We start from the raw sequence: 20,646 nt of genomic DNA on the forward strand, positions 1-20,646 counted from the left end.
GTGGCAAACGAGAGCAATAAGGAACTGACGAGCGTTTGGACGCCCGCCAACATCGTGACGTGTGTTCGCATCGTCTTTATTCCGGTGTTCATGATCGTCTCGGCTCTGTCTCACGCGAGCGTTGCCTGTACGGACTGGAGCACCTTCGACGGCCCGCTCGCCGCCGCTGCCTTCATTCTGTATGTGATCCTGTCGTGCACCGATAAGGTCGACGGCTATCTGGCGCGCTCACGCAACGAGATCACCGATTTCGGCAAGTTCTTGGACCCCATCGCCGACAAGTTGCTGGTGTTCTCGGCCTTGCTGCTGTTCTTGGATTTTGGCGCGGTGACCGTGTGGTCCGTGTTCATTATCCTGTTCCGCGAGCTGTTGGTGAGCGCACTTCGCATGGTCGCGAGTGCTGCCGGTGTGGTCGTTGCCGCCGATAAGCTCGGCAAGTACAAGACGGCGACCACGATGGTCTCCATCTGTGGCTATCTGTGCGTCTTTGCGATGGCCGGTCTTCAGCTGGGGCCGGCGTCGTTGCTGCTCGGTGTCTATTCGGTGTCGCGCTTCCTGTACGTCATCGCCGTCATTTTGACCATTATCTCGGGTGCCCAGTACTTCTGGAACTGCCGTAAGATCGTCTTTTCGGTCTAGGTCCTGGTGGGTATGACGGAGTCTTATTTGCAGATCGCCGCAAACAACGAGGAGCTGGCGCGCGATATTGTCGAGCGCGCGAGTGCCCGCGGCGTGACGGTGTCGACGGCGGAGTCGCTGACGGCGGGCATGATCGCCTCGACGATTGCCGATATCCCGGGTGCCTCGGCGGTGCTTCGTGGCGGTGCGGTGACCTACTGCGATGAGATCAAACATCGCGTGCTCGGCGTCGAGCAGGAAACACTCGATCGGTTTAGCGCCGTGTCGCATCAGACGGCGCGTGAGATGGCCGCGGGCTCGCTGGACCTCTATCAGAGCGATGTCGCCGTGAGCGCAACGGGCTACGCTGGGCCCGGCGGCGGTACTGAGCAAGACCCCGCCGGCACGTTCTATATCGGCTGGGCGTATCGCGCGGCCGATGGGGGAGCGACGGTCGTTGAGTCTGCGTGCTGTCACTACGAGGGTGATCGGTCGTGCGTCCGTGCCTATGCGGTCGCCGAGGCTTTGGAACGCATTGTCCGCGTGCTCAATTCCATGGAATAGACGTGTTTTAAGGGGCCTTAGGGCCCCTTAATTGTGGAGATAGGGACCTTTGGCAAGGAATGCGCTTGCGCTGGCACATGTCTTTAATTTGAACGAGCACTCGTATTTGCGATTGGCATGGTCAAGCGTTTGGTCGGTGATTGGTCGGCGTTTGGTCGGGTTTTGGAATGGACGGGTGCATATGATGAACCTGAACGGTTGACCACGAACAGCCGTTCGTTTATCATCGATTCAGGTTGTTAAGAGGAGGGCTATTCATGGCCAAGAATTCAGGTCCCGTACGTACCGTTCATACGCGCACGACGGGTAAAGAGCGCGACGAGATGATCGCCACTACCAAGGCCGAGATCGAGAAGAAGTTCGGCCAGGGTTCTATTATGAGGTATGGCGACGGCGGTCCCGAGCTCGAGGTCGAGGCTATTCCGACGGGCTCTCTGGCGCTCGATGCCGCCTTGGGTATCGGCGGCGTGCCGCGCGGCCGTATCGTTGAGATTTATGGCCCCGAGTCCTCCGGTAAGACAACGCTTTCGCTCGAGATTCTTGCAGAGGCGCAGGCCATGGGCGGTGTCGTGGCTTTTATCGACGCTGAGCATGCGCTTGATCCCACCTACGCCGCGCGCATCGGCGTCGATATCGACGAGGTGCTGATTTCCCAGCCCGATACGGGTGAACAGGCGCTCGAGATCGTTGACATGCTTGTGCGTTCCGGTGCCATCGACGCCATCGTCGTCGACTCTGTTGCCGCTTTGACTCCGCGTGCAGAAATCGAGGGCGAGATCGGTGACACGACGGTGGGTCTGCAGGCTCGCTTGATGAGTCAGGCGCTCCGCAAGCTCGCCGGCTCGCTTGCCAAGTCCAACACAACCTGCATCTTCATTAACCAATTGCGCGAGAAGATCGGCGTCATGTTTGGCAACCCCGAGACCACCACAGGCGGCCGCGCACTCAAGTTTTTCTCTTCCGTGCGTATCGATATTCGCAAAATCGATACCATCAAGCTCAAGGACGAGGTTATCGGCAATCGCGTACGCGCCAAGGTCGTTAAGAACAAGGTGGCTGCTCCGTTCCGCTCGGCCGAATTTGACATCATGTATGGCACCGGCATTTCTAAAGAGGGCTCGATTCTGGATATGGCTGTCGAGTGCGGCATATGCAAAAAGATGGGGTCTTGGTTTGCCTATGGTGAGGACAAACTCGGCAACGGTCGCGAGGCCGCTAAGACGTTCCTGCGCGAGCATCCCGATTGCGCCGACGAGATCGAGCACAAGGTTCGCCTTGCCTGCGGTCTTGAGTATGACGATGATGCCCCCTCCGAGGTTGAGTTGACCGATCAGCCCGCCCCCGAGGAGTTTGACGAGCTGTATGCCATCGATGGCTCCGCGATGCTCGACGATGACGACGAGTAACGGATGCCGACATGTCGTATACGGTGACCGAGGCTAGGGTCGTTTTTCCGGATAAGAAGACGGCCTCCTCGTTCTCGAGCGGTTATGCGTCTAAAAAGCCCTGTGCACATATCGATTGCGATCTGGAGGGCGGTTTTGAACGGTCCATTTGGATTCCCGTGCGTGTGGCACGTGTGTACGTTCAGAACCGTCTCGATCTTCCCTGCGACTGGGATGACTTTCGCGAGGCGGTACAGCTTATCGAATGCAAATGTGCGCTCACCATGGTGACCGAGATGCTTTCGCGTCGCGATCATGCTACGGGCGAGGTGCGCGATAAGTTGGCGCGCTATGGCTTTCGTCAGCCCGCGATCGACTTTGCCGTCAATCGTGCCATCGAGTATCGTTTTTTAGATGAGAACCGCTTTTGCTCGTACTTTATCGAGGAGCGTAAGCGTCGTGGTTGGGGACAGCGCAAAATCGAGACTGAACTCAAGCGTCGCCATGTTGCACTTGATGAGATTCCAGGGTATCCCGAGGCTTATTTTGCCGAGGATGACGACTTGGCTCGCGCATCGGCTTTGCTCGCTAAGCGTCGCGTTCCCGAGGCACGTGCATTCGAAAAGCTCGTCAGATTTTTGATGGGCAAGGGCTTTTCCTATCACATTGCCGCGGATGCCGTTAAGGCGCGCCTTGATGCCTTAAGCGAGAAATGCGACGTTTAAGCATGCGCACGTTACGCTCCTGCCGTTCACCGCTCGATAGGCGCCGTGCTGGGTGCGTTAATTTGACAGTTGTTGCGGTTCAACGTAGGATAATTACTGTCATTTGCATTGTGATATGTGCTCATCTGCGATGAGTTTGTTTATATGTTTATCTGTATCCGACCCGCATAAGCTGCGCCCATATTACTCAAATGTCGCGAGCCGTTCGTATGGACGGTTCGCTTTGTTGTGTAACGAATCCATAAAAAGGAGTGAGCATGCCGCCTATCATTGCAGCGCTCGTTGGCATTGTTTTGGGTGCCATCGTCGCCATTGCCTACATGCGCACCGCCAAGCAGGGTAGTCTTCACGAGGCCGAAGAAAAGATTCAGTCGGCACACGCGCAGGCAGAGTCCCTGATCGGTGATGCTAAGCGTCAGGCCGAGACCCTCAAAAAAGAGGCTCTGCTCGAGGCTAAGGAAGAGATCATCAAGAACAAACAGGCCGCCGAGGCCGAGGACAAGCAGCGTAAGAGCGAGATTCGCGCGCTCGAAAATCGCGTGATGCAGCGCGAGGAATCGCTCGACCGACGCAACGATGCGCTCGATAAGCGCGAGCATCAGCTGTCCAGCCAGGCCGGTCAGGTCGAGAAGCGCTCTCGCGAACTTGAGGAGCTTTGCGCCAAGCAGACCTCCGAGCTCGAGCGTATTGCCGACCTTACGCGCGAGGATGCTCACAAGGAGCTGCTCGACAAGGTCCGCGGCGAGGTTACCCATGAGGCGGCCACCATCATCCGTGAGTCCGAGCAACAGGTCCGCGCCGAGTGCCACAAGACTGCTCAGGAGATTCTCTCCCTGGCGATCCAGCGTTGTGCCGCCGACCATACCGCCGAGGTCACCGTCACGTCCGTTCATATTCCCTCCGATGACCTTAAGGGCCGCATCATCGGTCGCGAGGGTCGTAACATCCGTACTTTCGAGCAGGTTTCCGGCGTCAACCTTGTGATCGACGACACCCCCGAGACTGTCGTGCTTTCGAGCTTTGATCCGGTCCGTCGTGAGACCGCCCGCGTGGCGCTCGAGAACCTCATTGCCGACGGTCGTATTCACCCCGCCCGCATCGAGGAGATGTACCACAAGGCCGCTGACTTGGTTCAGCAGCGTGTGCTCGAAGCCGGCGAGCAGGCCGCCTTCGATACCGGAATCCACGACCTGCATCCCGAGATCGTCAAAACCCTGGGCGCTCTGCGCTACCGCACCTCGTTTGGTCAGAACGTGCTACAGCACTCGCTTGAGGTCTCCGACCTGTGCGGCATCATGGCCTCCGAGCTTGGTCTGGATGTTGTGACCGCCAAGCGCGCGGGTCTTCTGCATGACCTGGGCAAGGCCATCGACCACGACGTTGAGGGTCCGCATGCTGTGATTGGCGCCGAGCTTGCCCGCCGTTATGGCGAGAAGCCCGTTATCGTCCACGCAATCGAGGCCCATCATGCCGATGTCGACCCCAACACGGTGCTCGACGTTCTGGTCCAGGCTGCCGATGCTGTTTCCGCTTCTCGTCCCGGCGCCCGTCGCGAGTCGGCCGAGAGCTACATCAAGCGCCTTGAGAAGCTCGAGGAGATTGCCAACTCTCATGACGGCGTCGAGCGTACCTATGCTATGCAGGCCGGTCGCGAGGTCCATGTCATGGTTCAGCCGGACAAGATTTCCGATGCCCAGTCCACGGTGCTTGCGCATGATATCGCCCATCAGATCGAGGAAGAGATGGAGTATCCCGGTCAGGTGCGCGTTGTCGTGATTCGCGAGAGCCGTGCCGTCGATATCGCTAAATAACATGAGCGACGCGAACGAGCTCATCTCATTTATCGCGTCGATGTCGGGGGAGGGCAACCTTCGCGTCGAGGAAAACCTTGGCGAGGGGTATGTCCGCCTCCGCGTTTCGGAGGCCGAGCGCCGTCAGGCCAAGCATGACATTCAGCATGTAGAGGACATTGTCATCGAGATGCTGCGTAATGCTCGCGATGCCGGAGCCGATAAGGTCTATCTAGCCACGACCAAGGAGGAGGGTGTTCGTACCCTCCTCTTCCTGGATAACGGTTCGGGTGTGCCGCAGGATATGCAGGAGCGTATCTTCGATGCCCGTGTCACCTCCAAGCTCGAGAGCATGAAGATGGACCGTTGGGGTGTTCACGGTCGTGGTATGGCGCTGTTCTCTATCAAGCAGAACACCGATGAGGCACGCGTTGTTACATCGGGCGTCGATTTGGGCTCAGCGTTTAAGGTGTGCGTTGATACCGATCGCTTGGCTGAGCGCGCCGACCAGTCGAGCTGGCCTCAGGCGGTTAAAGACGAAGACGGCCGCTATGTATGCGCTCGCGGTCCTCACAACATCATTCGCGCAGCCTGCGAGTTTGCCCTTGAGGAGCTGCGCGACTGCGACGTGTATCTGGGCTCTCCGTCCGAGATCGCTGCGACCCTGTATGCCCAGGCTTCCAGTCGTCTCGATACGTCACGCCTGCTCTTTATCGATGACGAGTGTGAGCTTCCGGTTATCGATCGTTTAGGTCTCGCTTCGGATGCCGAGGACTTTATCCGGATTTGCTCCGGGCTGGGTCTCGAGATGTCCGAGCGTACTGCCCACCGTATTCTTTCGGGACAGATTAAGCCCGTTCGCGGTGTGTGCGCGCGTCTGCTGCGCGAGCGCGATTCCACCTCGCATTTGCCGGCTCCAGTAGATCTTGCCAAGGACCGTCGAGGCCTCCGCATTGCCAAGGATGACATGGCGCAGTTTTCGCGTGCTGTTGAGCGCGACTTCAATGACCTCGCCGCCCGGTATTACCTCAATCTGTGCGGCGACCCTAAGATTCGCGTTTCACGTGATCGCATCACCGTGACGTTCGATCTTGCCAAAGAGGAGTAGCATCTTTACCGAGTCCGCTCGGTACGATACAGTTATTGCAGTTAAAACGTACTTTTAAACGCAGGAGTTTCTTCATGGATTGCCTGAAGGTATCAAGCAAATCATCGCCCGCGTCCGTTGCCGGCGCCATTGCCGGTATGGTCAAAGATGGCGTTCCCGTCAACATTCAGTGCGTCGGTGCCGGCGCCGTCAACCAGGCCATAAAGGCCGTTGCCATTGCGCGAGGTTTTTTGATTCCTACTGGCTTTGATGTCTCTTGTGCGCCGGTGTTCTCTGACATCCTCATTAACGGGGAGTCTCGCACGGCAATCCGTCTCTCTATCTACGTTCACCAGATTAATCGGGCTGCTATGGACAATGTCGTCATGGACGACGTTAAGCCTGTTGCGTAAGCGAGTTTTCGCACGTTTTTAGCACCTTTGTGCCCCGTCGATATCATCGTTAGGATGTAAGCTCATGGACCAGCGCTTCGTACGCGATATTCTTGCCGGTAAAACCTATTTTATCCGCACGTTCGGCTGCCAGATGAATCAACACGACTCCGAGCGCGTGAGCGGTTTGCTCGATTCCTATGGCTGTCTTATGGCGCTCGATCCGGAGCATGCCGATATTGTCGTATTCATGACGTGCTGTGTGCGCGAGGCTGCCGATACGCGCCTGTACGGTCAGTGCAATTCCTGCAAGAGTCTTCCTCCTTCTCCTTCGGGCAAGCGTGTGGTCGCCGTGGGTGGCTGCATCGCTCAGCGCGATGGTGAGGGCTTGCTCACCAACGTCGATAACGTCAACGTTATTTTTGGTACGCATTCGATTGCGCACGTGGCGGAGCTTATCGCCGAGGCGTTTATGGATGGCAAGCGCCATATCCGCACGAATGAGCATGAAGATACGGACGCCATGAGTATGCCGTGGCATCGCGAGACGCAGTATCATGCATGGGTGCCCATCATGACGGGCTGCAACAACTTCTGCACGTACTGCATCGTGCCGTACGTCCGTGGTCGCGAGAAGAGCCGCCCCTTCGAGGAGATTGTCGACGAGGTGACGGGTCTGGTGCGTCAGGGTGTGCGCGAGATTACGCTGCTGGGACAAAACGTTAACTCCTACGGTCGCGATCTCTTTGGCAAGCCGCGCTTTGCCGACCTGCTGCGCGCCGTGGGTGATACGGGCGTCGAGCGTATCTTCTTTACTTCTTCGCACCCCAAGGATTTGCTTCCCGAGACCATCGATGCTATGGCCGAGACGCCTGCCGTTATGCCGCAGCTTCACCTAGCCGTTCAGTCGGGTTCCACGCGCATCCTTAAAGAGATGAATCGTCGGTACACGCGCGAGGATTATCTGGGCCTGGTCGATCGCATTCGTAACCGTATGCCCGAAATTGCGCTTTCGACCGACATCATTGTGGGCTTCCCGGGCGAGACCGAGCAAGACTTTGAGCAGACGCTCTCGCTTGCCGAGACGGTGCGCTATGCCCAGGCCTACACGTTTATTTACTCCAAGCGCGCCGGTACCCCGGCAGCTGAGATTTATGATCCCACCCCGCATGAGGTTATCCTTGAGCGCTTTAACCGTCTGGTCAAGGTTATCGAGACGACGGCATACGAGTATAACCAGGGCGAGCTTCACACCGTGGTGCCTGCGCTTATTGAGGGCACGAGCAAGAAAAACGACGCTGTCCTTCTTGGTAAAAGTCCTAAGAACCAGACAGTGCATGCGCCGATTCCCGCTGGCTATAGCATCGATCAGCTTATCGGCAAAATCGTCGACGTCGATGTGGATGTCGCCAAGACGTGGTATCTGTCTGGCTCCGTTGTGGGTGAGCCTCGCTAATGGTTTTCCCCGGCACAAACCTTTCTGCCGTAGCGATCGTCGGTCCGACGGCGGTCGGCAAGAGTGATGTTGCCGACCGCCTGGCTGCTCGTCTGTCGTCTGAAGTGTTATCGTGTGACGCGATGCAAATCTATCGCGGTATGGATATCGGTACGGCCAAGATGATGCCCGAGGAGTGCTCGGTGCCCCTGCGCCTTGTCGATATCGTGGACCCGGGCGTCGCGTATTCTGCTGCGCTCTATCAGTCTGATGCCCGGGCGCATATCGAGCGTTTGCTTGGTGAGCAACGGCTTCCGGTCTTTTGCGGCGGCACGGGCTTGTATCTTAAGGCTGCACTCGATGAAATGGAATTTCCTTCGGGAGAGCTCGAGGACGAACGTCGCACGGGTTATCAGGAGCTTGCCGAGCGTATTGGCGAAAAAGCTATGCATGCCCTGCTTGCCGAGCGTGATCCGGAATCGGCTGCCGTGATTCATCCCCATAACGTGCGCCGCGTGATCCGTGCGCTCGAGATGCACGATGACGGTGTGTCGTATGCCCAGCAGAAGTCTAAATTCAGCGTTCCACGTGAGCGCTATCATGCCATGTGGTTTGGTCTGACGCGTAGCCGTGAAGTGCTGTATGAGCGCATTAACCTGCGTGTCGACCTTATGTTTGAGCAGGGGCTGGTTGATGAGGTCCGTGGCCTTATGGACCAGGGCCTGGGTGATGCACTCACGTCGATGCAGGCAATCGGTTACAAAGAGATTATTGATGCCTTGCGAGGCGCTATTACCATGGACGAGGCCCGCGAGCTTATTAAGATGCGCTCACGTCGCTATGCCAAGCGCCAACTTTCCTGGTTTAAGCGTGACGATCGCATCGTGTGGTTCGATATGCATGAGTTTACCATCGATGAGGTCGTCGATGATATCTACCGTCGTATCGAGGCTGCCTAATGGCACGTTTTCCCTTGGTTCCCACGGCGCCTGAACCTGAGCGTGCCGTCTTGGTTGGTGTTGAGTGGCGCGATAACGCCTGGCCGCTCGACCGTTCGCTCGACGAGCTCGAGCGCTTGGCTCACACTGCTGGAGTCCAATGCGTGGCACGCTTGTCTCAGCGTCTGGTTAAACCTTATCCCAAATCGTTTATCGGCTCCGGTAAGGTCGAGGAGCTATGCGGTTTGGTGCATCGTATGGATGCGGATGTTGTAATCTTCGACGATGACTTGACTCCTTCACAGCAGTCCTATCTTGAGAAAGCCGTGGGCGAACCGGTCAAGATTATTGACCGTACGGCGTTGATTTTGGATATCTTTGGCCTGCATGCTCAGACGCGTGAGGGTCGCTTACAGGTACAGCTGGCTCAGTTGCAGTATCTGCTGCCCCGTCTGCGAGGTATGTGGAGCCACCTTGCTAAGGAACAGACGCGTGGCGGCATTGGATCGCGTTTTGGCCAGGGCGAAAGCCAGCTCGAGGTCGACCGTCGCCTGATTCGCGATAAGATCGCTGCGCTTCGACGCGAATTGAAACAGGTTGAACAACGTCGTGATGTGCAATCGAAAAGCCGTATTGAATCGCCGGCGTTTCGCGTAGCGTTGGCTGGCTACACCAATGCCGGTAAGTCGACGTTGCTTAATCGATTGACGGGATCCACGGTACTTTCGCAGGATAAGCTGTTTGCCACGCTCGATCCTACGACGCGTTCGTATCGTTTACCCGGTGGCCGTGGCATGACGATCACTGATACCGTTGGCTTTATTCAAAAGCTGCCCCATGGCCTGGTCGACGCGTTTAAATCTACGCTTTCCGAGGTGCTCGGCGCCGATTTGGTTCTTAAAGTTGTGGATGCTTCCGATGAGGATTACGAGCGTCAGCTTGAGGCGGTTGATCGTGTCCTTGACGAGATTGGTGCCGGTGAGCGCCTGACGCTTACCGTGTTCAATAAAATCGATCTGCTCGATAGCGTCGACCGCTTGAGCTTTCGCCGGCGCTATCCCGAGGCGGTATTGTTCTCGGCTCAGACGGGTGAGGGCCTTGATGACTTAGTCGATCGCATCGCTCGTGAAGCGGCCGCTACGGACGTGTTGCTCTCGGCCGATATCCCGTATCGAGAGGGCGCGTTAATCACGCTTGTGCACGAACAGGGAACCCTTCTGCACGAGGAATACCTCGAGGACGGCGTTCGTATTGTGGCAAAGCTTCCAGCCCGTATCGCACCGCGTCTCGAGCGTTATCGAACAGAGTAAATCAGCTCCAGTACACCCAAGATAACCGGTTGATGCAGCAGGTAGAACGGCAGCGCATGGCGCCCGAGACTTGCGAGCGCCGGGATGGGATTCGCATAGGCCCATCCCGGCGCCTCATAGTTTGCTTCCTGAGTCGTGTGGGCGGCAAAGAAGCCTGCAAGGTACATAAATAAGAATGGTATGACTGGATAGTAATCACCAGAGACAAAGTCTGGACCTGGGAAACCCAGCCAAGCTAAATAGGGGATAGGATAAACCGTTTTAGGAATGCTCCAGGTAAGGGTAAAAAGTGTGAGGCAAATTGCTATACCCCATACCGACGGCACTTTAACGATCACCGGACGCGCGAGCGCGACAATGGCGGTGCAGGCCGCCATGCAGAACATGATGCCGAAGTTCACCGAGTCATCGACTGAGACGAGCGTCGTCGCGACCCATACGACAAAAGCGGCAGCGGCATATTTGACGGCACGCTTGATGTTGTTGCGCGAGAGGGTGCACATCCAGCCGGCAATAAACAAAAAAATCCAACTGATGCTGGCACGCCAGATGTCTTGGAAGATGGTCTGAGTAAACCAGGGCATATCCCAACCATAAAGATAGGCAAGATCGTAGCAAGCATGAAATCCTGCCATCGACAGCATGGTAAATCCGCGAATGGTATCAAAGACCGTGATGCGGTTTTGCATTACGAGAACCGGCGCATCAATCCAACGACCTTGCCCAGGATCGTCGGATTTGTCGCATAGATGGGCTCCATGGTGTCGTTTTCGGGCTGCAAGCGAACTCGTCCCTGCTCCTTGTAGAACGTTTTGACCGTTGCGGAGCCATCGATCATGGCCACAACGATCTCGCCATTCATGGCACTCTTCTGTTCGCGAACGATGATATAGTCGCCGTTAAGGATACCGACGTTAATCATCGAATTGCCGTGGACCTCGAGGATAAAAGACCCCTGGTCCGTTGCGATCTCGGTCGGGATGGTAAAGGTGTCCTCGATATTCTGCTCGGCAAGGATGGGGATCCCTGCGGCAACACGGCCCACGAGGGGTAGCGATACGGTTCCGCGGGGTGCCGTGGGCTCATCGGACTTTGAAATGGAGACGGAGGCTCCGTCCTCGTCAAAGAGCTCTAGGGCACGAGGCTTGGTGGCGTCACGTTTGAGCAGGCCGCGTGCTTCCAGTGCGGAGAGATGTGCATGTACGGTGCTAGGGGAGGAAAGACCCACAGCCGAAGCCATCTCACGCACGCTGGGCGGATAGCCCTTTTCCTGCTGATACTCCTTGATGAAGTCGTAAATCTGCTGCTGTCGCTTGGTAATTTTGCGAGCCATCAGGGATTCCTCTCTACCTAACCCAAACAAATGTTCTATGTTTGCTTGACAGGAACAACTGTTCGAAGATAATACTAACCGAACACTCGTTCCCGCGCTAGACTTTTTTGTCCTCGCGGCTTGATAAAACAGTTCTCGTCAAAAAACGCGAGAGGAGAACATGATGAATGCAACGGATATGGTCCAGGGAAACCTCGCCCTTAAGCTCGAGACGCCTGCGGCGCCGGCTTTCACGGTTGTCAAAGGCGGCCGATCTGGTTTTCAAACACTGCCTGGCAAGCCCGTCCGCAGCCAGTGCGTCGCCACGACTTCGGCCCCCGTTGCTCTGAAGGCCTCGACGATTGTCGCCCTGGCCGTTGCGCTCACGCTCTTCTTTGTACTTGCTACCTCGATCTTCAGCGCTCGTCACGCCGCATATGCCGAGTCGGCATCTAACGTTACCTATGAGACCGTCCGTGTTCAGTCTGGCGATTCCCTGTGGTCGCTTGCTCAGGAGCATTCCGTCGACGGTCTTTCTACACAGGAGACTTCTGACATGATTCGCAGTGTCAATCATCTGGAGCATGGGTCACTCGATGCGGGTGACGTTCTTAAAGTTCCTGCGCGTTCGTAAGATTTAAACTCCGGTACATGGTACCCTTGTTATCGTTTTGGAGGAGGTACCATGCGCTGTCCCAGATGCGGCAATGCACATACCCGTGTTGTCGATTCCCGTATGCAGGAATCTAATAACACCATTAAACGCCGTCGTGAATGTTGTTCGTGCAACTATCGCTTCACAACATTCGAGCGATGCGAAGACCCCATCGAGGTCATCAAATCTGACGGGTCAAGGCAGCGGTTCGATCGCAATAAGCTGCTGGTCGGCTTAATGCGCGCTACGATTAAGCGCGACATCGACACGAAAAAGCTCAATGAGCTCATCGATGACATCGAGGTGGAGCTGCGTTCCCGTACGCTGACGGCTGTTACGTCCCACGACCTGGGCGACATGGTGCTTAAGCGCTTGGCCAAGATCGACAAGGTGGCCTACATTCGCTTTGCCTCGGTCTATCGCGATTTCAAAGACATCGATGAGTTTTTGCAAGAGCTCGACAAGCTAAGGTGATTTTATGTCCAACATTACAGTCAACATTAAGCGTCTCGACCCTACGATCGAGCTTCCCAAATACGCCCATCCCACAGATGCCGGTTTGGATCTCCGTGCCAATGAGGACTGTACCCTTAAGCCCTTCGAGCGACGCTTGGTCTGTACTGGTCTTGCGATCGCGCTGCCCGATGGATACGCTGGCTTCGTTCAGCCTCGCAGTGGCCTGGCTATTAAGCAGGGTCTGTCTATAGTCAACACGCCCGGTCTTATAGACGCCCACTATCGAGGTGAGCTTAAAGTCATCCTTATCAACCTGGATCCATCCAATGAAATCCAGATCAACAAGGGTGACCGAATCGCTCAACTCGTCATCCAAGAAGTTCCCACGGTCAATCTCGTGGAGGTAGACGAACTAGACGAAACCGACCGAGGCAACGGAGGCTTCGGCTCCAGCGGCGTCGCTTAGTCGTTTACGTACTGTCCGCTGACCGGCCCGACCCGCCTATATATCATCCCATGCTCAAACATTCTCGCGGGGGCGCTCGTATCCCTCCCGCCCGCCTCTCACACATATCATTCCATGCTCAAACATTCTCGCATCGCAGGGGCGCATGGATTCCGCTTTCGCCTGAGCCCCATACATATCATCCCGTGCTCAAACATTCTCGCTTCGCTGCGAAACTGCGCGTGGAACGATATGTGTGAGAGGTGGGCGGGAGGCTACTCGCTTGAAAAATATTTACATTCTAGTAAGCCAATGCGACAAAGGAACAGTCCCTTTGTCGCATTGGCTTACTGCATTTGAATTTTCCGGTTTTGCCTTTGCAGATTCTAATGGTGGGGAATCTGGTATAGCTGCTAATACGTAAACGCAGCTTGCCTGCGGGAGGCCCCTATATATCGTCCCGCGCGCAGTTTCGCAGCGAAGCGAGAATGTTTGAGCACGGGATGATATATAGGGGCCTCCCGCAGGCAAGCGGACAGTCCAATGCTAGCGGATATGCGCGGGTTTTCCGCCCCAGTAGAAGCGGCAGAAGGCTCGTTTGCGCTTTTGGGGCTTGCCTGCAAGTTCCATGGTTGCGATGGCGATGTCCTCGGCCGCGTGTGGACGGCGTAGCACTTCGCCATTTATGAGCAGTGCCTTGAGCGACTCGGGATGATCGTGGAGATGGCGCAGCGTCACGATGAGCTCGCGTGCGGTGGTGACATGCATGCTGGCGCCCAAGTCGGTGAGCATGGTGGTGTTGGCCTTTTCCTGGCCATAGGACTTGCCCAGCAGAATCATCGGCAGGTGTGCACACAGGCATTCGGTAACAGTGAGTCCGCCCGATTTGAGAATTGCCAGATCGCAGCCGTGCATGAGCGCTGCCATGTCATCGACATAGTCAAGGACCGTGACGTTTTCGAGTTTCATGGCTTCGAAGAGCGTTTTCAGGCGCGTGGCGTATTCCGTGTCCTTGCCCGGCAAAAAGACAAAGTGCATGTCCTCGAAGCTACGGAGGAAGGGGAGGGTTTGGTCCATCGCCGCGCGAAAGCGGACGTACGGTTGAGGCAAACTGGCGCCGGCCATTACCAGCACAATGGTCTTGTCGGTAGGGAGATTGAACTTCTCGAGTTCTTCCTCACGATTGTAATCCGTGTCAAATCCAGCGCGAATAGGGATGCCCGTAATGCGTATCTTTGCCTCAGGAACCTTGCGTGGGCGGAGCGTCTCGGCCATAAACTCGTTTGCCACGCAGAATAAGTCAGTGTCCTTATGGGGCCACCAGCCCTCGACCTCGTAATCGGTCGGCACGCAAATGACGGGATAGTCGATGCCCGTAATGACGCGCGCACCAACCGCAACGTTGGCTGCCGTGATATGTGTGGTGACCACGGCAATAGGCCTACGAGTGCGAACGTATTCGTTAAATGCGGGGAACATAATGCGCGACCATGCCGTGCCGCCGCCCCAAAGCAGGTGTCCGGTAAGGGTATATCGCCAGGTCAAGTCATAAATTGGGCGTGTGGCGCCGGTAAACGATGCGGCCGTTTTGTTGCCGTCGAATTTTATGCGTCCAAAATCGAGGATATCCAAGACCTCGATCTCGACATCCTGCGGTATGCCCTTGGTACCGCGTATAAGCTCGAATGTTTGTGCGATAGCGTTGGCTGCCGCTTTGTGTCCCGAACCAACCGATGCGTGGACAATGGTTACTAAGGGCTTTTGTCCGGGTGACGGCATCAATTGTTCCGATTGGGGGGCGCTTTGCGTGGGCAGGGGAGCGTCATTGCCCATCTGCGTTTGATCCATCGATAACTCCCCTTCATCGTTGTTTCGCAAAGAATCATTGTAGTGCATGACTGTCATGTTCTCCTAAATTTGGGTATGAGCGCAAAGAACGCCAATGTTTCGATGAGAGGACACTCCATGACTACCAATCAGCCGATCGATGTTGCGATTATCGGTGGCGGCCCAGCGGGCTATGCTGCAGCCATTTATGCGTCGCGCTCCAACCTAACGACGACCGTGATCGAGCAAGGCATGTCGGGAGGACAGATCGCCACAACCAATGAGGTCGAAAACTATCCGGGCATTCCGCTCTTGAGCGGCGCCGAACTCGGCGAGCGTTTTCAGCAGCATGCAGAGGGTCTGGGTGCGCAGGTTGCATGGAGCATGGTGACGGGTATCGATTACGATGCGGATGCGGCGCTGTTTACGGTGCATCACGATACGGGCGACACGGTGGCCTCAAGCGTTATTGCCTGCATGGGCGCCACGCCGCGCTCTGCTGGTTTTGTTGGCGAGGATACGTATCGCGGTCGCGGCGTTTCGTATTGTGCGACGTGCGATGGCATGTTCTTTCGTGGCAAACAGGTCTTTGTCATTGGCGGCGGTAATGCTGCCTGCGAGGAAGCCCTGTTCTTATCAGAAATTGCCAGCAGCGTGACCATCGTCTTGCGCCGCGATCAGTTCCGTGCTCCCGATGGCGTGGTTCAAAAGGTACTCGCTAAAGATAATATTTCGGTTAGGTACCAAACTAGTATTGTGGAGCTATCGGGCGAGGCCATGCCTACAACTATCACGTTTAAGGACAACGCCACCGGTGATACCTATTCCGAGTCCTTCGATCCAGGTTCGTTTGGCATCTTTGTCTTTGCCGGAACACAGCCCCATACCGAGCTTGTACAGCATCTGGTGGATCTGGCGCCTGACGGCGGTATCGTTACCGACGATTCGATGGCCACGCGCACGCCGGGTTTGTTTGCTGCCGGCGATATCCGTTCCAAGCGTTTACGCCAGGTTTTGACCGCCGTTTCGGACGGAGCCATAGCGGCTACCAGCGCATACGCCTTCTTACGAGGATAAGTACGATAATATATCTTATGTAAGGTTGCTATCTTTATACAAAGTGGTTGGACGGTGCGTCAATGTGCTGTCCAACCACTTTTACTTAGCGGCTATGTGGTATGCAAAACTAGATATTCTAGAATACAATATAGAAAACGAACGGAGGTCTCTTATGAACCACGTCAAACATGTTATCCCGATGTCCGATACATCGGTCAGCATTAAGCCGGAGGATATTCAGCCGACGGTGCTGCCGGATGCATTTATTCAGTCCGATATGGTGGGTAAACTCAATGCGTTGAGCCTGCCACGCTATGACCAGCTGCCCAACGTAACACTCTATCGCGATCAGGTTATTGAATATGTTGCGCTGTGGATGGAGCCGCTTTCGATTTGCGTAGAGCAGCCCGTTATCACGCCTTCGATGATCAATAACTACGTAAAGGTCGGCCTCGTTCCTGCTCCGGTTAAAAAGCAGTATGGCCGTGAGCAGATTGCGCGTCTCATTGCCATTTGTATCTTTAAGCAGGTGCTGCCCATCGCTGCGGTTCAGGCGCTCTTTAATATTCAGCGCTTGAGCTACGACGCTCCGACGGCTTTCGATTATGTAGTCGATCAACTTGAGGCATCGATTCGAGCGGCGTTTTCCGTCGAGCAGACTCCGGTGCCTGATACCGCACATCAGGTTACGCGCGAGTCATTGCTCGTACGCAGTGCGGTTTCGTCTTTTGTATCGAAGGCGTACCTGATGAGCTACCTCAAGTTCAATGGGTTTAATAGCTAGGCGACGTATAACGCGGTCGGAATAATAATGAGGTGTGATAGCGATAGCGGCAAAAAGCTAATAAAATCAATGGTTTTGCGGACAGCGGATAGACAGGGAATGTGTTAAAAACTGAATACGCACACAAACGGCGTTACCTTAACCCCTTTGGGGGAGAAAGTAACGCCGTTTTTTTATGCCCGCAGGAAAGGAGGTGCAGCCGGAATGTATTTCACAAAGGGCAAGCAGCGGGCGTTTGAATTGCTCATGCAGCAGAAGCCGGGATTTGACCGCTATCAATCCGGTTGTGCCGGAGATGATGAAGATTGCGGCACTTGCCGTTTCTACCGCCCCGGGTGGAAATATGAGTTTTGCGTTTTCAAAGAGTGTCCCTATTGCCCCGGCAAAAGGACGCGGAAAACGCACGCCAGCATGGACAAATAGACGGGCAAAAGCCCTTGTGCCATGCGGCTTTGCAGACGCGAAAACGGCAAAGGGCATATTGCAATACCAAAACAGCCGAAAACGGCTTTCTAATTGTCCACGCATACCAAGAGAGGAAGTGAGGAAATATGGCAGTTTTCAGAGTGGAGCGAAATACGGGATATACCGTTATGAGCAACCACCACTTGCGAAACAAGGAATTGTCCTTAAAGGCAAAGGGCTTGTTGTCGCAAATGCTTTCGCTGCCCGAAGATTGGGATTATACCCTTGCGGGCTTATCCCATATCAACCGGGAGAAGATCGACGCAATCCGCGAAGCGGTAAAGGAACTCGAAAAAGCCGGATATATCGTGCGCAGCCGGGAGCGCGACGAAAAGGGACGCTTGCGGGGCGCAGATTACGTCATATACGAGCAGCCGCAGCCGCGAGAGCCGGAAGCAGCTACCAGCGGCGGACAGCCGCCTATATTGGATTTACCTACATTGGAAAATCCAACATTGGATAATCCAACGTTGGAAAAACCTACGCAGGAAAAACCTACGTTGGAAAATCCAACGCAATTAAATAAAGATATATTAAGTAAAGAACAATCAATTACTGATTTATCAAGTACCGATTCCATTCCTTTCCATTCCCTAAACCCCTTGCCCTTTGCGCATGGCGAAGCGGCTACGCCGCCGGAAAGGAAAAGAACGGAAGCGAAAAGCAATAGCGCAGTAGAGATTTACAGGGAGATTATCAAGGACAATATCGAATACGACCATCTCATTCAAAACTGCAAAATTGACAAAGACCGTTTGGACGAGATTGTTGACCTTATGCTGGAAACCGTCTGCACAGCCCGAAAGACAATCCGTATTGCCGGGGACGACTACCCCGCCGAATTGGTGAAATCCAAGTTTTTGAAGCTGAACAGCAGCCATATTGAGTTTGTTTTGGATTGCATGAGGGAGAACACAACCAAAGTGCGCAACATCAAGCAGTATCTAAAAGCGGTGCTGTTCAACGCGCCGAGTACCATTGACAGCTACTATACCGCCCTTGTCAATCACGACTTATACGGCGGCGAATGAGCATAGCCGCACTTTACCGGGAAAGGAGTTGATACCTTGCAGGAGGAAGTAACCCAAAAAACGATTGCCCTATACGTCAAAGTGGGAAAAGGCGCGGCGCGGCTTACCGAACAGGCGTTACAGAAAGCAATCCAAAAGTTTTTGGAGCAGAAAAGCAAACCCGCGCATGGGAAACAGACCATGCGGCAGCTTATGAAGCAGAACGCGGGTGTTTCCAACATCGAGATCACCGACAGCAATATTAAAGCCTTTGAGAGTACGGCGAAGAAATACAACATAGATTTTTCGCTAAAAAAGGTTAAGGGCGAGCAGACCCGTTACCTTGTGTTTTTCAAAGGCCGGGACGCGGACGTTATGACCGCAGCGTTTCAAGAGTTTTCCGCAAAGAAGCTGAACCGGGAGAAAAAGCCCTCTATCCGCAAAGCCCTTGCCGCTGCAAAGGACAAGGCGAAGCAGCTTAACGCCGCCCGCGACAAGGTAAAGAAAATGGACAGGGGGCGCGAGATATGAAGCAGATCAACTACAAAAAGCTGATACTTCCGAATATCCCCTATGTGTTCTTTGTCTATCTCTTTGATAAAGTCGGACAGGCGGTGCGGCTTGCCCCCGGCGCGGATATTTCTGCAAAGATACTGAATATCACACAAGGATTTTCCGCAGCCTTTGAAAACGCCTTGCCGAGCGTTTACCCGTTGGATTTGCTTGTCGGCATTGTCGGTGCGGTGATTATCCGCTTGATAGTCTATGTCAAAGGGAAAAACGCGAAGAAATACCGCAAGGGCGCGGAGTACGGCTCTGCCCGATGAGGTGCATAATCTTAACTGTAAGCAACACATATATTGACGCAGGAGGGTATGCACATGAATGATTACAGCAAAATCACAGCCCTTTACTCCCGCTTATCAGTGGGGGACGAGGACAGGGACGGCGGCGAAAGCAACTCCATACAGAACCAGAAGAGCCCATTTTTTTGTGTAAAAAGGACGAGTGAAATATAATGCTTAAAAAATTGGGTAAAATGTCCGATTTGTAACGGAAAGACGAGAGTTCAAGTATTTCATAATACTGTATTAAAAGATTTTCCTCTTTTCTGCCCTAAATGCAAATTGACGCATATCATTGATGTAGAAAAATTAGAGATTGTAATCAAAAATACAGAAAAACAAACTTTTATTATTTAGAAGAAAGGATATAAAAATGAAACGTTTACCTAAATATACGCCTGCGGAAGTACGGAATGATCCATACGGATTTACTTACAAAGAAATGTCGGAAGTTATTGGCGAGAATGAAGCAAAAGCCTTATATGAAGAATTATATAAGCAATTACCACGCAAAAAAAATCTATCAATGTTGGTAAAAAATATTTACAAAAGCAGTGATACTGAAAAGTATGTTTACGAACTGAAAGACAACAAATACATTGAAACGGTTTTTATCAAGCGGCGAGATGGTGGAACTGTTTGCGTGAGCACACAAGTCGGTTGTCCTGTTGGTTGTATTTTTTGTGAGTCCGGGCGAAATGGCTTTGTTCGTAATCTAACATCGTCAGAAATCGTACAACAGATTATATTGTTGCGTCGAAAAGTAAACCGTATCGTTTTTATGGGTATGGGAGAGCCTTTATTCAATTATGACAACTTGATAAAAGCAATCCATATTCTCCGAGATAGATATGGGCTCAACTTTCCAACCGACGGCATTACCATATCAACAGTTGGTCCGGTCGATCAATTAAAAAAATTGCGCGAGGAACATCTTAAAATTCAGTTGACAATATCTTTACACGCAGCAACACAATCTGCAAGAAATCGTATTATTCCTCACATGCGCATATATGCTATTGAAGATGTTGTTAAGCAAGCCTTATCCTATTCTGAAAGGCATAATCGCAAAATTGTCTTTGCGTATTTGCTTTTACCGGGTATAAATGACCGGCCCTCAGATGTAAGACAACTTGCAAAATGGTTTCGGGGCAAAAAAGTTATGATTAACGTGTTACAATACAACCCAACAAGCAATTCAAGAATTAAAGCACCACAGAAACGGGAAATAGTTGCATTCAAACATCAATTAGAGCAAGCAGGACTTGAAGTTACTATAAGAGTTTCTCATGGCAGAGAGATTAACGCGGCTTGTGGACAGTTAGCTAACACATATAATAAATTCAAAAAAAAATGATTAAAAGTGCCAGACGCATAGACGCAGAGCCGATAACGCATTAGGTCAAAAAACCTATGTGTTATCGGCTTTTTTAGAGGCTTCGGTAGTTTGTGTGACAAGGGGCTAGCCTAGGCAGCAACGCTCTTCGCTCCCTTCACGCCCTTCTTCCTCGCCTTCACCGGGCGACCCGGGAGCTGGGGCTGGC

At 53.8% G+C, this 20,646-nt stretch carries 23 protein-coding genes and 1 pseudogene; 21 read left to right on the forward strand and 3 right to left on the reverse strand.

All coding sequences use genetic code 11. The features are described from left to right. Positions 1-90: 90 nt before the first annotated feature. From pgsA to hflX, 10 genes are all read left to right on the forward strand, one after another. Positions 91-639: a CDP-diacylglycerol--glycerol-3-phosphate 3-phosphatidyltransferase gene (gene pgsA / locus ACTQWD_RS02230; protein WP_441041356.1), complete on the forward strand. Its 549-nt coding sequence runs from the start codon at positions 91-93 to the stop codon at positions 637-639. A 27-nt stretch (positions 640-666) separates the two neighbouring features. Then, the gene (locus ACTQWD_RS02235) at positions 667-1,182 is read left to right on the forward strand and encodes a CinA family protein (protein WP_441041347.1); all 516 of its coding nucleotides are present in this window, start codon (positions 667-669) and stop codon (positions 1,180-1,182) included. 257 nt (positions 1,183-1,439) lie between these two features. Beyond that, positions 1,440-2,588, forward strand: a complete 1,149-nt coding sequence (recA, locus tag ACTQWD_RS02240) for a recombinase RecA (protein ID WP_154516331.1) — start codon at positions 1,440-1,442, stop codon at positions 2,586-2,588. A gap of 11 nt (positions 2,589-2,599) precedes the next feature. Then, entirely contained in the window at positions 2,600-3,292 is a 693-nt protein-coding gene (locus ACTQWD_RS02245; RefSeq protein WP_154516334.1) for a regulatory protein RecX, read from the forward strand. A 257-nt stretch (positions 3,293-3,549) separates the two neighbouring features. Beyond that, entirely contained in the window at positions 3,550-5,103 is a 1,554-nt protein-coding gene (gene rny, locus ACTQWD_RS02250) for a ribonuclease Y (RefSeq protein ID WP_154516337.1), read from the forward strand. Between the two features lies 1 nt (position 5,104). Then, positions 5,105-6,190 (forward strand): ATP-binding protein, encoded by a 1,086-nt coding sequence (locus tag ACTQWD_RS02255; RefSeq protein WP_441559145.1) that lies wholly within the window; start codon positions 5,105-5,107, stop codon positions 6,188-6,190. 74 nt (positions 6,191-6,264) lie between these two features. Next, positions 6,265-6,582 carry a stage V sporulation protein S gene (locus ACTQWD_RS02260; RefSeq protein WP_118079896.1) on the forward strand — a complete coding sequence of 106 codons (318 nt, stop codon included), beginning with the start codon at positions 6,265-6,267 and terminating at the stop codon, positions 6,580-6,582. 64 nt (positions 6,583-6,646) lie between these two features. After that, on the forward strand, positions 6,647-8,017 hold the full coding sequence (gene miaB / locus ACTQWD_RS02265) for a tRNA (N6-isopentenyl adenosine(37)-C2)-methylthiotransferase MiaB (protein WP_441067716.1): 1,371 nt from the start codon (positions 6,647-6,649) through the stop codon (positions 8,015-8,017). Beyond that, a complete protein-coding gene (gene miaA, locus ACTQWD_RS02270) occupies positions 8,017-8,955 on the forward strand; it encodes a tRNA (adenosine(37)-N6)-dimethylallyltransferase MiaA (protein WP_441559146.1) in 939 nt (312 codons plus the stop codon). The genes miaB and miaA overlap by 1 nt, the downstream gene beginning before the upstream one ends. After that, a complete protein-coding gene (hflX, locus tag ACTQWD_RS02275; RefSeq protein WP_441559147.1) occupies positions 8,955-10,244 on the forward strand; it encodes a GTPase HflX in 1,290 nt (429 codons plus the stop codon). The genes miaA and hflX overlap by 1 nt, the downstream gene beginning before the upstream one ends. Here hflX and ACTQWD_RS02280 read toward each other — a convergent pair. Next, positions 10,229-10,933, reverse strand: coding sequence for a heparan-alpha-glucosaminide N-acetyltransferase (locus tag ACTQWD_RS02280; RefSeq protein WP_441559148.1), 705 nt, complete (start codon positions 10,931-10,933; stop codon positions 10,229-10,231). The two genes, hflX and ACTQWD_RS02280, sit on opposite strands and share 16 nt — an antisense overlap. Beyond that, entirely contained in the window at positions 10,933-11,577 is a 645-nt protein-coding gene (gene lexA, locus ACTQWD_RS02285; RefSeq protein ID WP_427717464.1) for a transcriptional repressor LexA, read from the reverse strand. Before lexA ends, ACTQWD_RS02280 begins: the two co-directional genes overlap by 1 nt. A 160-nt stretch (positions 11,578-11,737) precedes the next feature. On the opposite strand from lexA, the gene ACTQWD_RS02290 reads away from it, so the two are divergent. The 3 genes from ACTQWD_RS02290 to dut are packed head-to-tail and all read left to right on the forward strand — an operon-like array spanning position 11,738 to position 13,133. Continuing rightward, positions 11,738-12,190, forward strand: coding sequence for a LysM peptidoglycan-binding domain-containing protein (locus ACTQWD_RS02290; RefSeq protein WP_441559149.1), 453 nt, complete (start codon positions 11,738-11,740; stop codon positions 12,188-12,190). 51 nt (positions 12,191-12,241) lie between these two features. Beyond that, positions 12,242-12,685: a transcriptional regulator NrdR gene (gene nrdR / locus ACTQWD_RS02295; protein WP_427717459.1), complete on the forward strand. Its 444-nt coding sequence runs from the start codon at positions 12,242-12,244 to the stop codon at positions 12,683-12,685. A 4-nt stretch (positions 12,686-12,689) separates the two neighbouring features. Further along, positions 12,690-13,133: a dUTP diphosphatase gene (dut, locus tag ACTQWD_RS02300; RefSeq protein WP_441559150.1), complete on the forward strand. Its 444-nt coding sequence runs from the start codon at positions 12,690-12,692 to the stop codon at positions 13,131-13,133. A 525-nt stretch (positions 13,134-13,658) separates the two neighbouring features. Here the strand turns inward: dut and ACTQWD_RS02305 are convergent. Then, positions 13,659-14,891 carry an MGDG synthase family glycosyltransferase gene (locus ACTQWD_RS02305; protein WP_441559151.1) on the reverse strand — a complete coding sequence of 411 codons (1,233 nt, stop codon included), beginning with the start codon at positions 14,889-14,891 and terminating at the stop codon, positions 13,659-13,661. Positions 14,892-15,077: 186 nt separating this feature from the next. On the opposite strand from ACTQWD_RS02305, the gene ACTQWD_RS02310 reads away from it, so the two are divergent. The 8 genes and pseudogenes from ACTQWD_RS02310 (at position 15,078) to rlmN (ending at position 20,459) form a co-directional block, all read left to right on the forward strand. Further along, positions 15,078-16,016, forward strand: coding sequence for an NAD(P)/FAD-dependent oxidoreductase (locus ACTQWD_RS02310; RefSeq protein WP_441559152.1), 939 nt, complete (start codon positions 15,078-15,080; stop codon positions 16,014-16,016). A 154-nt stretch (positions 16,017-16,170) separates the two neighbouring features. Then, positions 16,171-16,782: a DUF1836 domain-containing protein gene (locus ACTQWD_RS02315; RefSeq protein ID WP_199411531.1), complete on the forward strand. Its 612-nt coding sequence runs from the start codon at positions 16,171-16,173 to the stop codon at positions 16,780-16,782. A gap of 204 nt (positions 16,783-16,986) precedes the next feature. Then, entirely contained in the window at positions 16,987-17,205 is a 219-nt protein-coding gene (locus ACTQWD_RS02320) for a hypothetical protein (RefSeq protein WP_002604486.1), read from the forward strand. 128 nt (positions 17,206-17,333) lie between these two features. Beyond that, positions 17,334-18,278: a DUF6017 domain-containing protein gene (locus tag ACTQWD_RS02325; RefSeq protein WP_002604485.1), complete on the forward strand. Its 945-nt coding sequence runs from the start codon at positions 17,334-17,336 to the stop codon at positions 18,276-18,278. Between the two features lie 36 nt (positions 18,279-18,314). Further along, complete coding sequence (locus ACTQWD_RS02330; RefSeq protein ID WP_002604484.1) at positions 18,315-18,788, forward strand: PcfB family protein; 474 nt, start codon at positions 18,315-18,317, stop codon at positions 18,786-18,788. Next, positions 18,785-19,084, forward strand: a complete 300-nt coding sequence (locus ACTQWD_RS02335; RefSeq protein ID WP_441055697.1) for a hypothetical protein — start codon at positions 18,785-18,787, stop codon at positions 19,082-19,084. The genes ACTQWD_RS02330 and ACTQWD_RS02335 overlap by 4 nt, the downstream gene beginning before the upstream one ends. 213 nt (positions 19,085-19,297) lie before the next feature. After that, positions 19,298-19,459 (forward strand): annotated as a pseudogene (locus tag ACTQWD_RS02340) (cysteine-rich KTR domain-containing protein); the annotation flags it as partial. A 16-nt stretch (positions 19,460-19,475) separates the two neighbouring features. After that, complete coding sequence (rlmN, locus tag ACTQWD_RS02345) at positions 19,476-20,459, forward strand: 23S rRNA (adenine(2503)-C(2))-methyltransferase RlmN (RefSeq protein ID WP_441021985.1); 984 nt, start codon at positions 19,476-19,478, stop codon at positions 20,457-20,459. The last annotated feature ends 187 nt before the right edge of the window (positions 20,460-20,646 follow it).

Origin of the sequence: Collinsella sp. LCP19S3_B6 (genome assembly GCF_052121815.1) — a bacterium.
GTDB lineage: Bacteria > Actinomycetota > Coriobacteriia > Coriobacteriales > Coriobacteriaceae > Collinsella.

What these genes read in the sequence shown, in the direction of transcription:
- pgsA (WP_441041356.1), top strand. Translation starts at nt 91, where the DNA reads ATGATCGTCTCGGCTCTGTCTCACGCGAGCGTTGCCTGTACGGACTGG.
- recA (WP_154516331.1), top strand. Translation starts at nt 1,440, where the DNA reads ATGGCCAAGAATTCAGGTCCCGTACGTACCGTTCATACGCGCACGACG.
- ACTQWD_RS02245 (WP_154516334.1), top strand. Translation starts at nt 2,600, where the DNA reads ATGTCGTATACGGTGACCGAGGCTAGGGTCGTTTTTCCGGATAAGAAG.
- rny (WP_154516337.1), top strand. Translation starts at nt 3,550, where the DNA reads ATGCCGCCTATCATTGCAGCGCTCGTTGGCATTGTTTTGGGTGCCATC.
- ACTQWD_RS02255 (WP_441559145.1), top strand. Translation starts at nt 5,105, where the DNA reads ATGAGCGACGCGAACGAGCTCATCTCATTTATCGCGTCGATGTCGGGG.
- ACTQWD_RS02260 (WP_118079896.1), top strand. Translation starts at nt 6,265, where the DNA reads ATGGATTGCCTGAAGGTATCAAGCAAATCATCGCCCGCGTCCGTTGCC.
- miaB (WP_441067716.1), top strand. Translation starts at nt 6,647, where the DNA reads ATGGACCAGCGCTTCGTACGCGATATTCTTGCCGGTAAAACCTATTTT.
- miaA (WP_441559146.1), top strand. Translation starts at nt 8,017, where the DNA reads ATGGTTTTCCCCGGCACAAACCTTTCTGCCGTAGCGATCGTCGGTCCG.
- hflX (WP_441559147.1), top strand. Translation starts at nt 8,955, where the DNA reads ATGGCACGTTTTCCCTTGGTTCCCACGGCGCCTGAACCTGAGCGTGCC.
- ACTQWD_RS02280 (WP_441559148.1), bottom strand. Translation starts at nt 10,933, where the DNA reads ATGCAAAACCGCATCACGGTCTTTGATACCATTCGCGGATTTACCATG.
- lexA (WP_427717464.1), bottom strand. Translation starts at nt 11,577, where the DNA reads ATGGCTCGCAAAATTACCAAGCGACAGCAGCAGATTTACGACTTCATC.
- ACTQWD_RS02290 (WP_441559149.1), top strand. Translation starts at nt 11,738, where the DNA reads ATGATGAATGCAACGGATATGGTCCAGGGAAACCTCGCCCTTAAGCTC.
- nrdR (WP_427717459.1), top strand. Translation starts at nt 12,242, where the DNA reads ATGCGCTGTCCCAGATGCGGCAATGCACATACCCGTGTTGTCGATTCC.
- dut (WP_441559150.1), top strand. Translation starts at nt 12,690, where the DNA reads ATGTCCAACATTACAGTCAACATTAAGCGTCTCGACCCTACGATCGAG.
- ACTQWD_RS02305 (WP_441559151.1), bottom strand. Translation starts at nt 14,891, where the DNA reads ATGCCGTCACCCGGACAAAAGCCCTTAGTAACCATTGTCCACGCATCG.
- ACTQWD_RS02310 (WP_441559152.1), top strand. Translation starts at nt 15,078, where the DNA reads ATGACTACCAATCAGCCGATCGATGTTGCGATTATCGGTGGCGGCCCA.
- ACTQWD_RS02315 (WP_199411531.1), top strand. Translation starts at nt 16,171, where the DNA reads ATGAACCACGTCAAACATGTTATCCCGATGTCCGATACATCGGTCAGC.
- ACTQWD_RS02320 (WP_002604486.1), top strand. Translation starts at nt 16,987, where the DNA reads ATGTATTTCACAAAGGGCAAGCAGCGGGCGTTTGAATTGCTCATGCAG.
- ACTQWD_RS02325 (WP_002604485.1), top strand. Translation starts at nt 17,334, where the DNA reads ATGGCAGTTTTCAGAGTGGAGCGAAATACGGGATATACCGTTATGAGC.
- ACTQWD_RS02335 (WP_441055697.1), top strand. Translation starts at nt 18,785, where the DNA reads ATGAAGCAGATCAACTACAAAAAGCTGATACTTCCGAATATCCCCTAT.
- rlmN (WP_441021985.1), top strand. Translation starts at nt 19,476, where the DNA reads ATGAAACGTTTACCTAAATATACGCCTGCGGAAGTACGGAATGATCCA.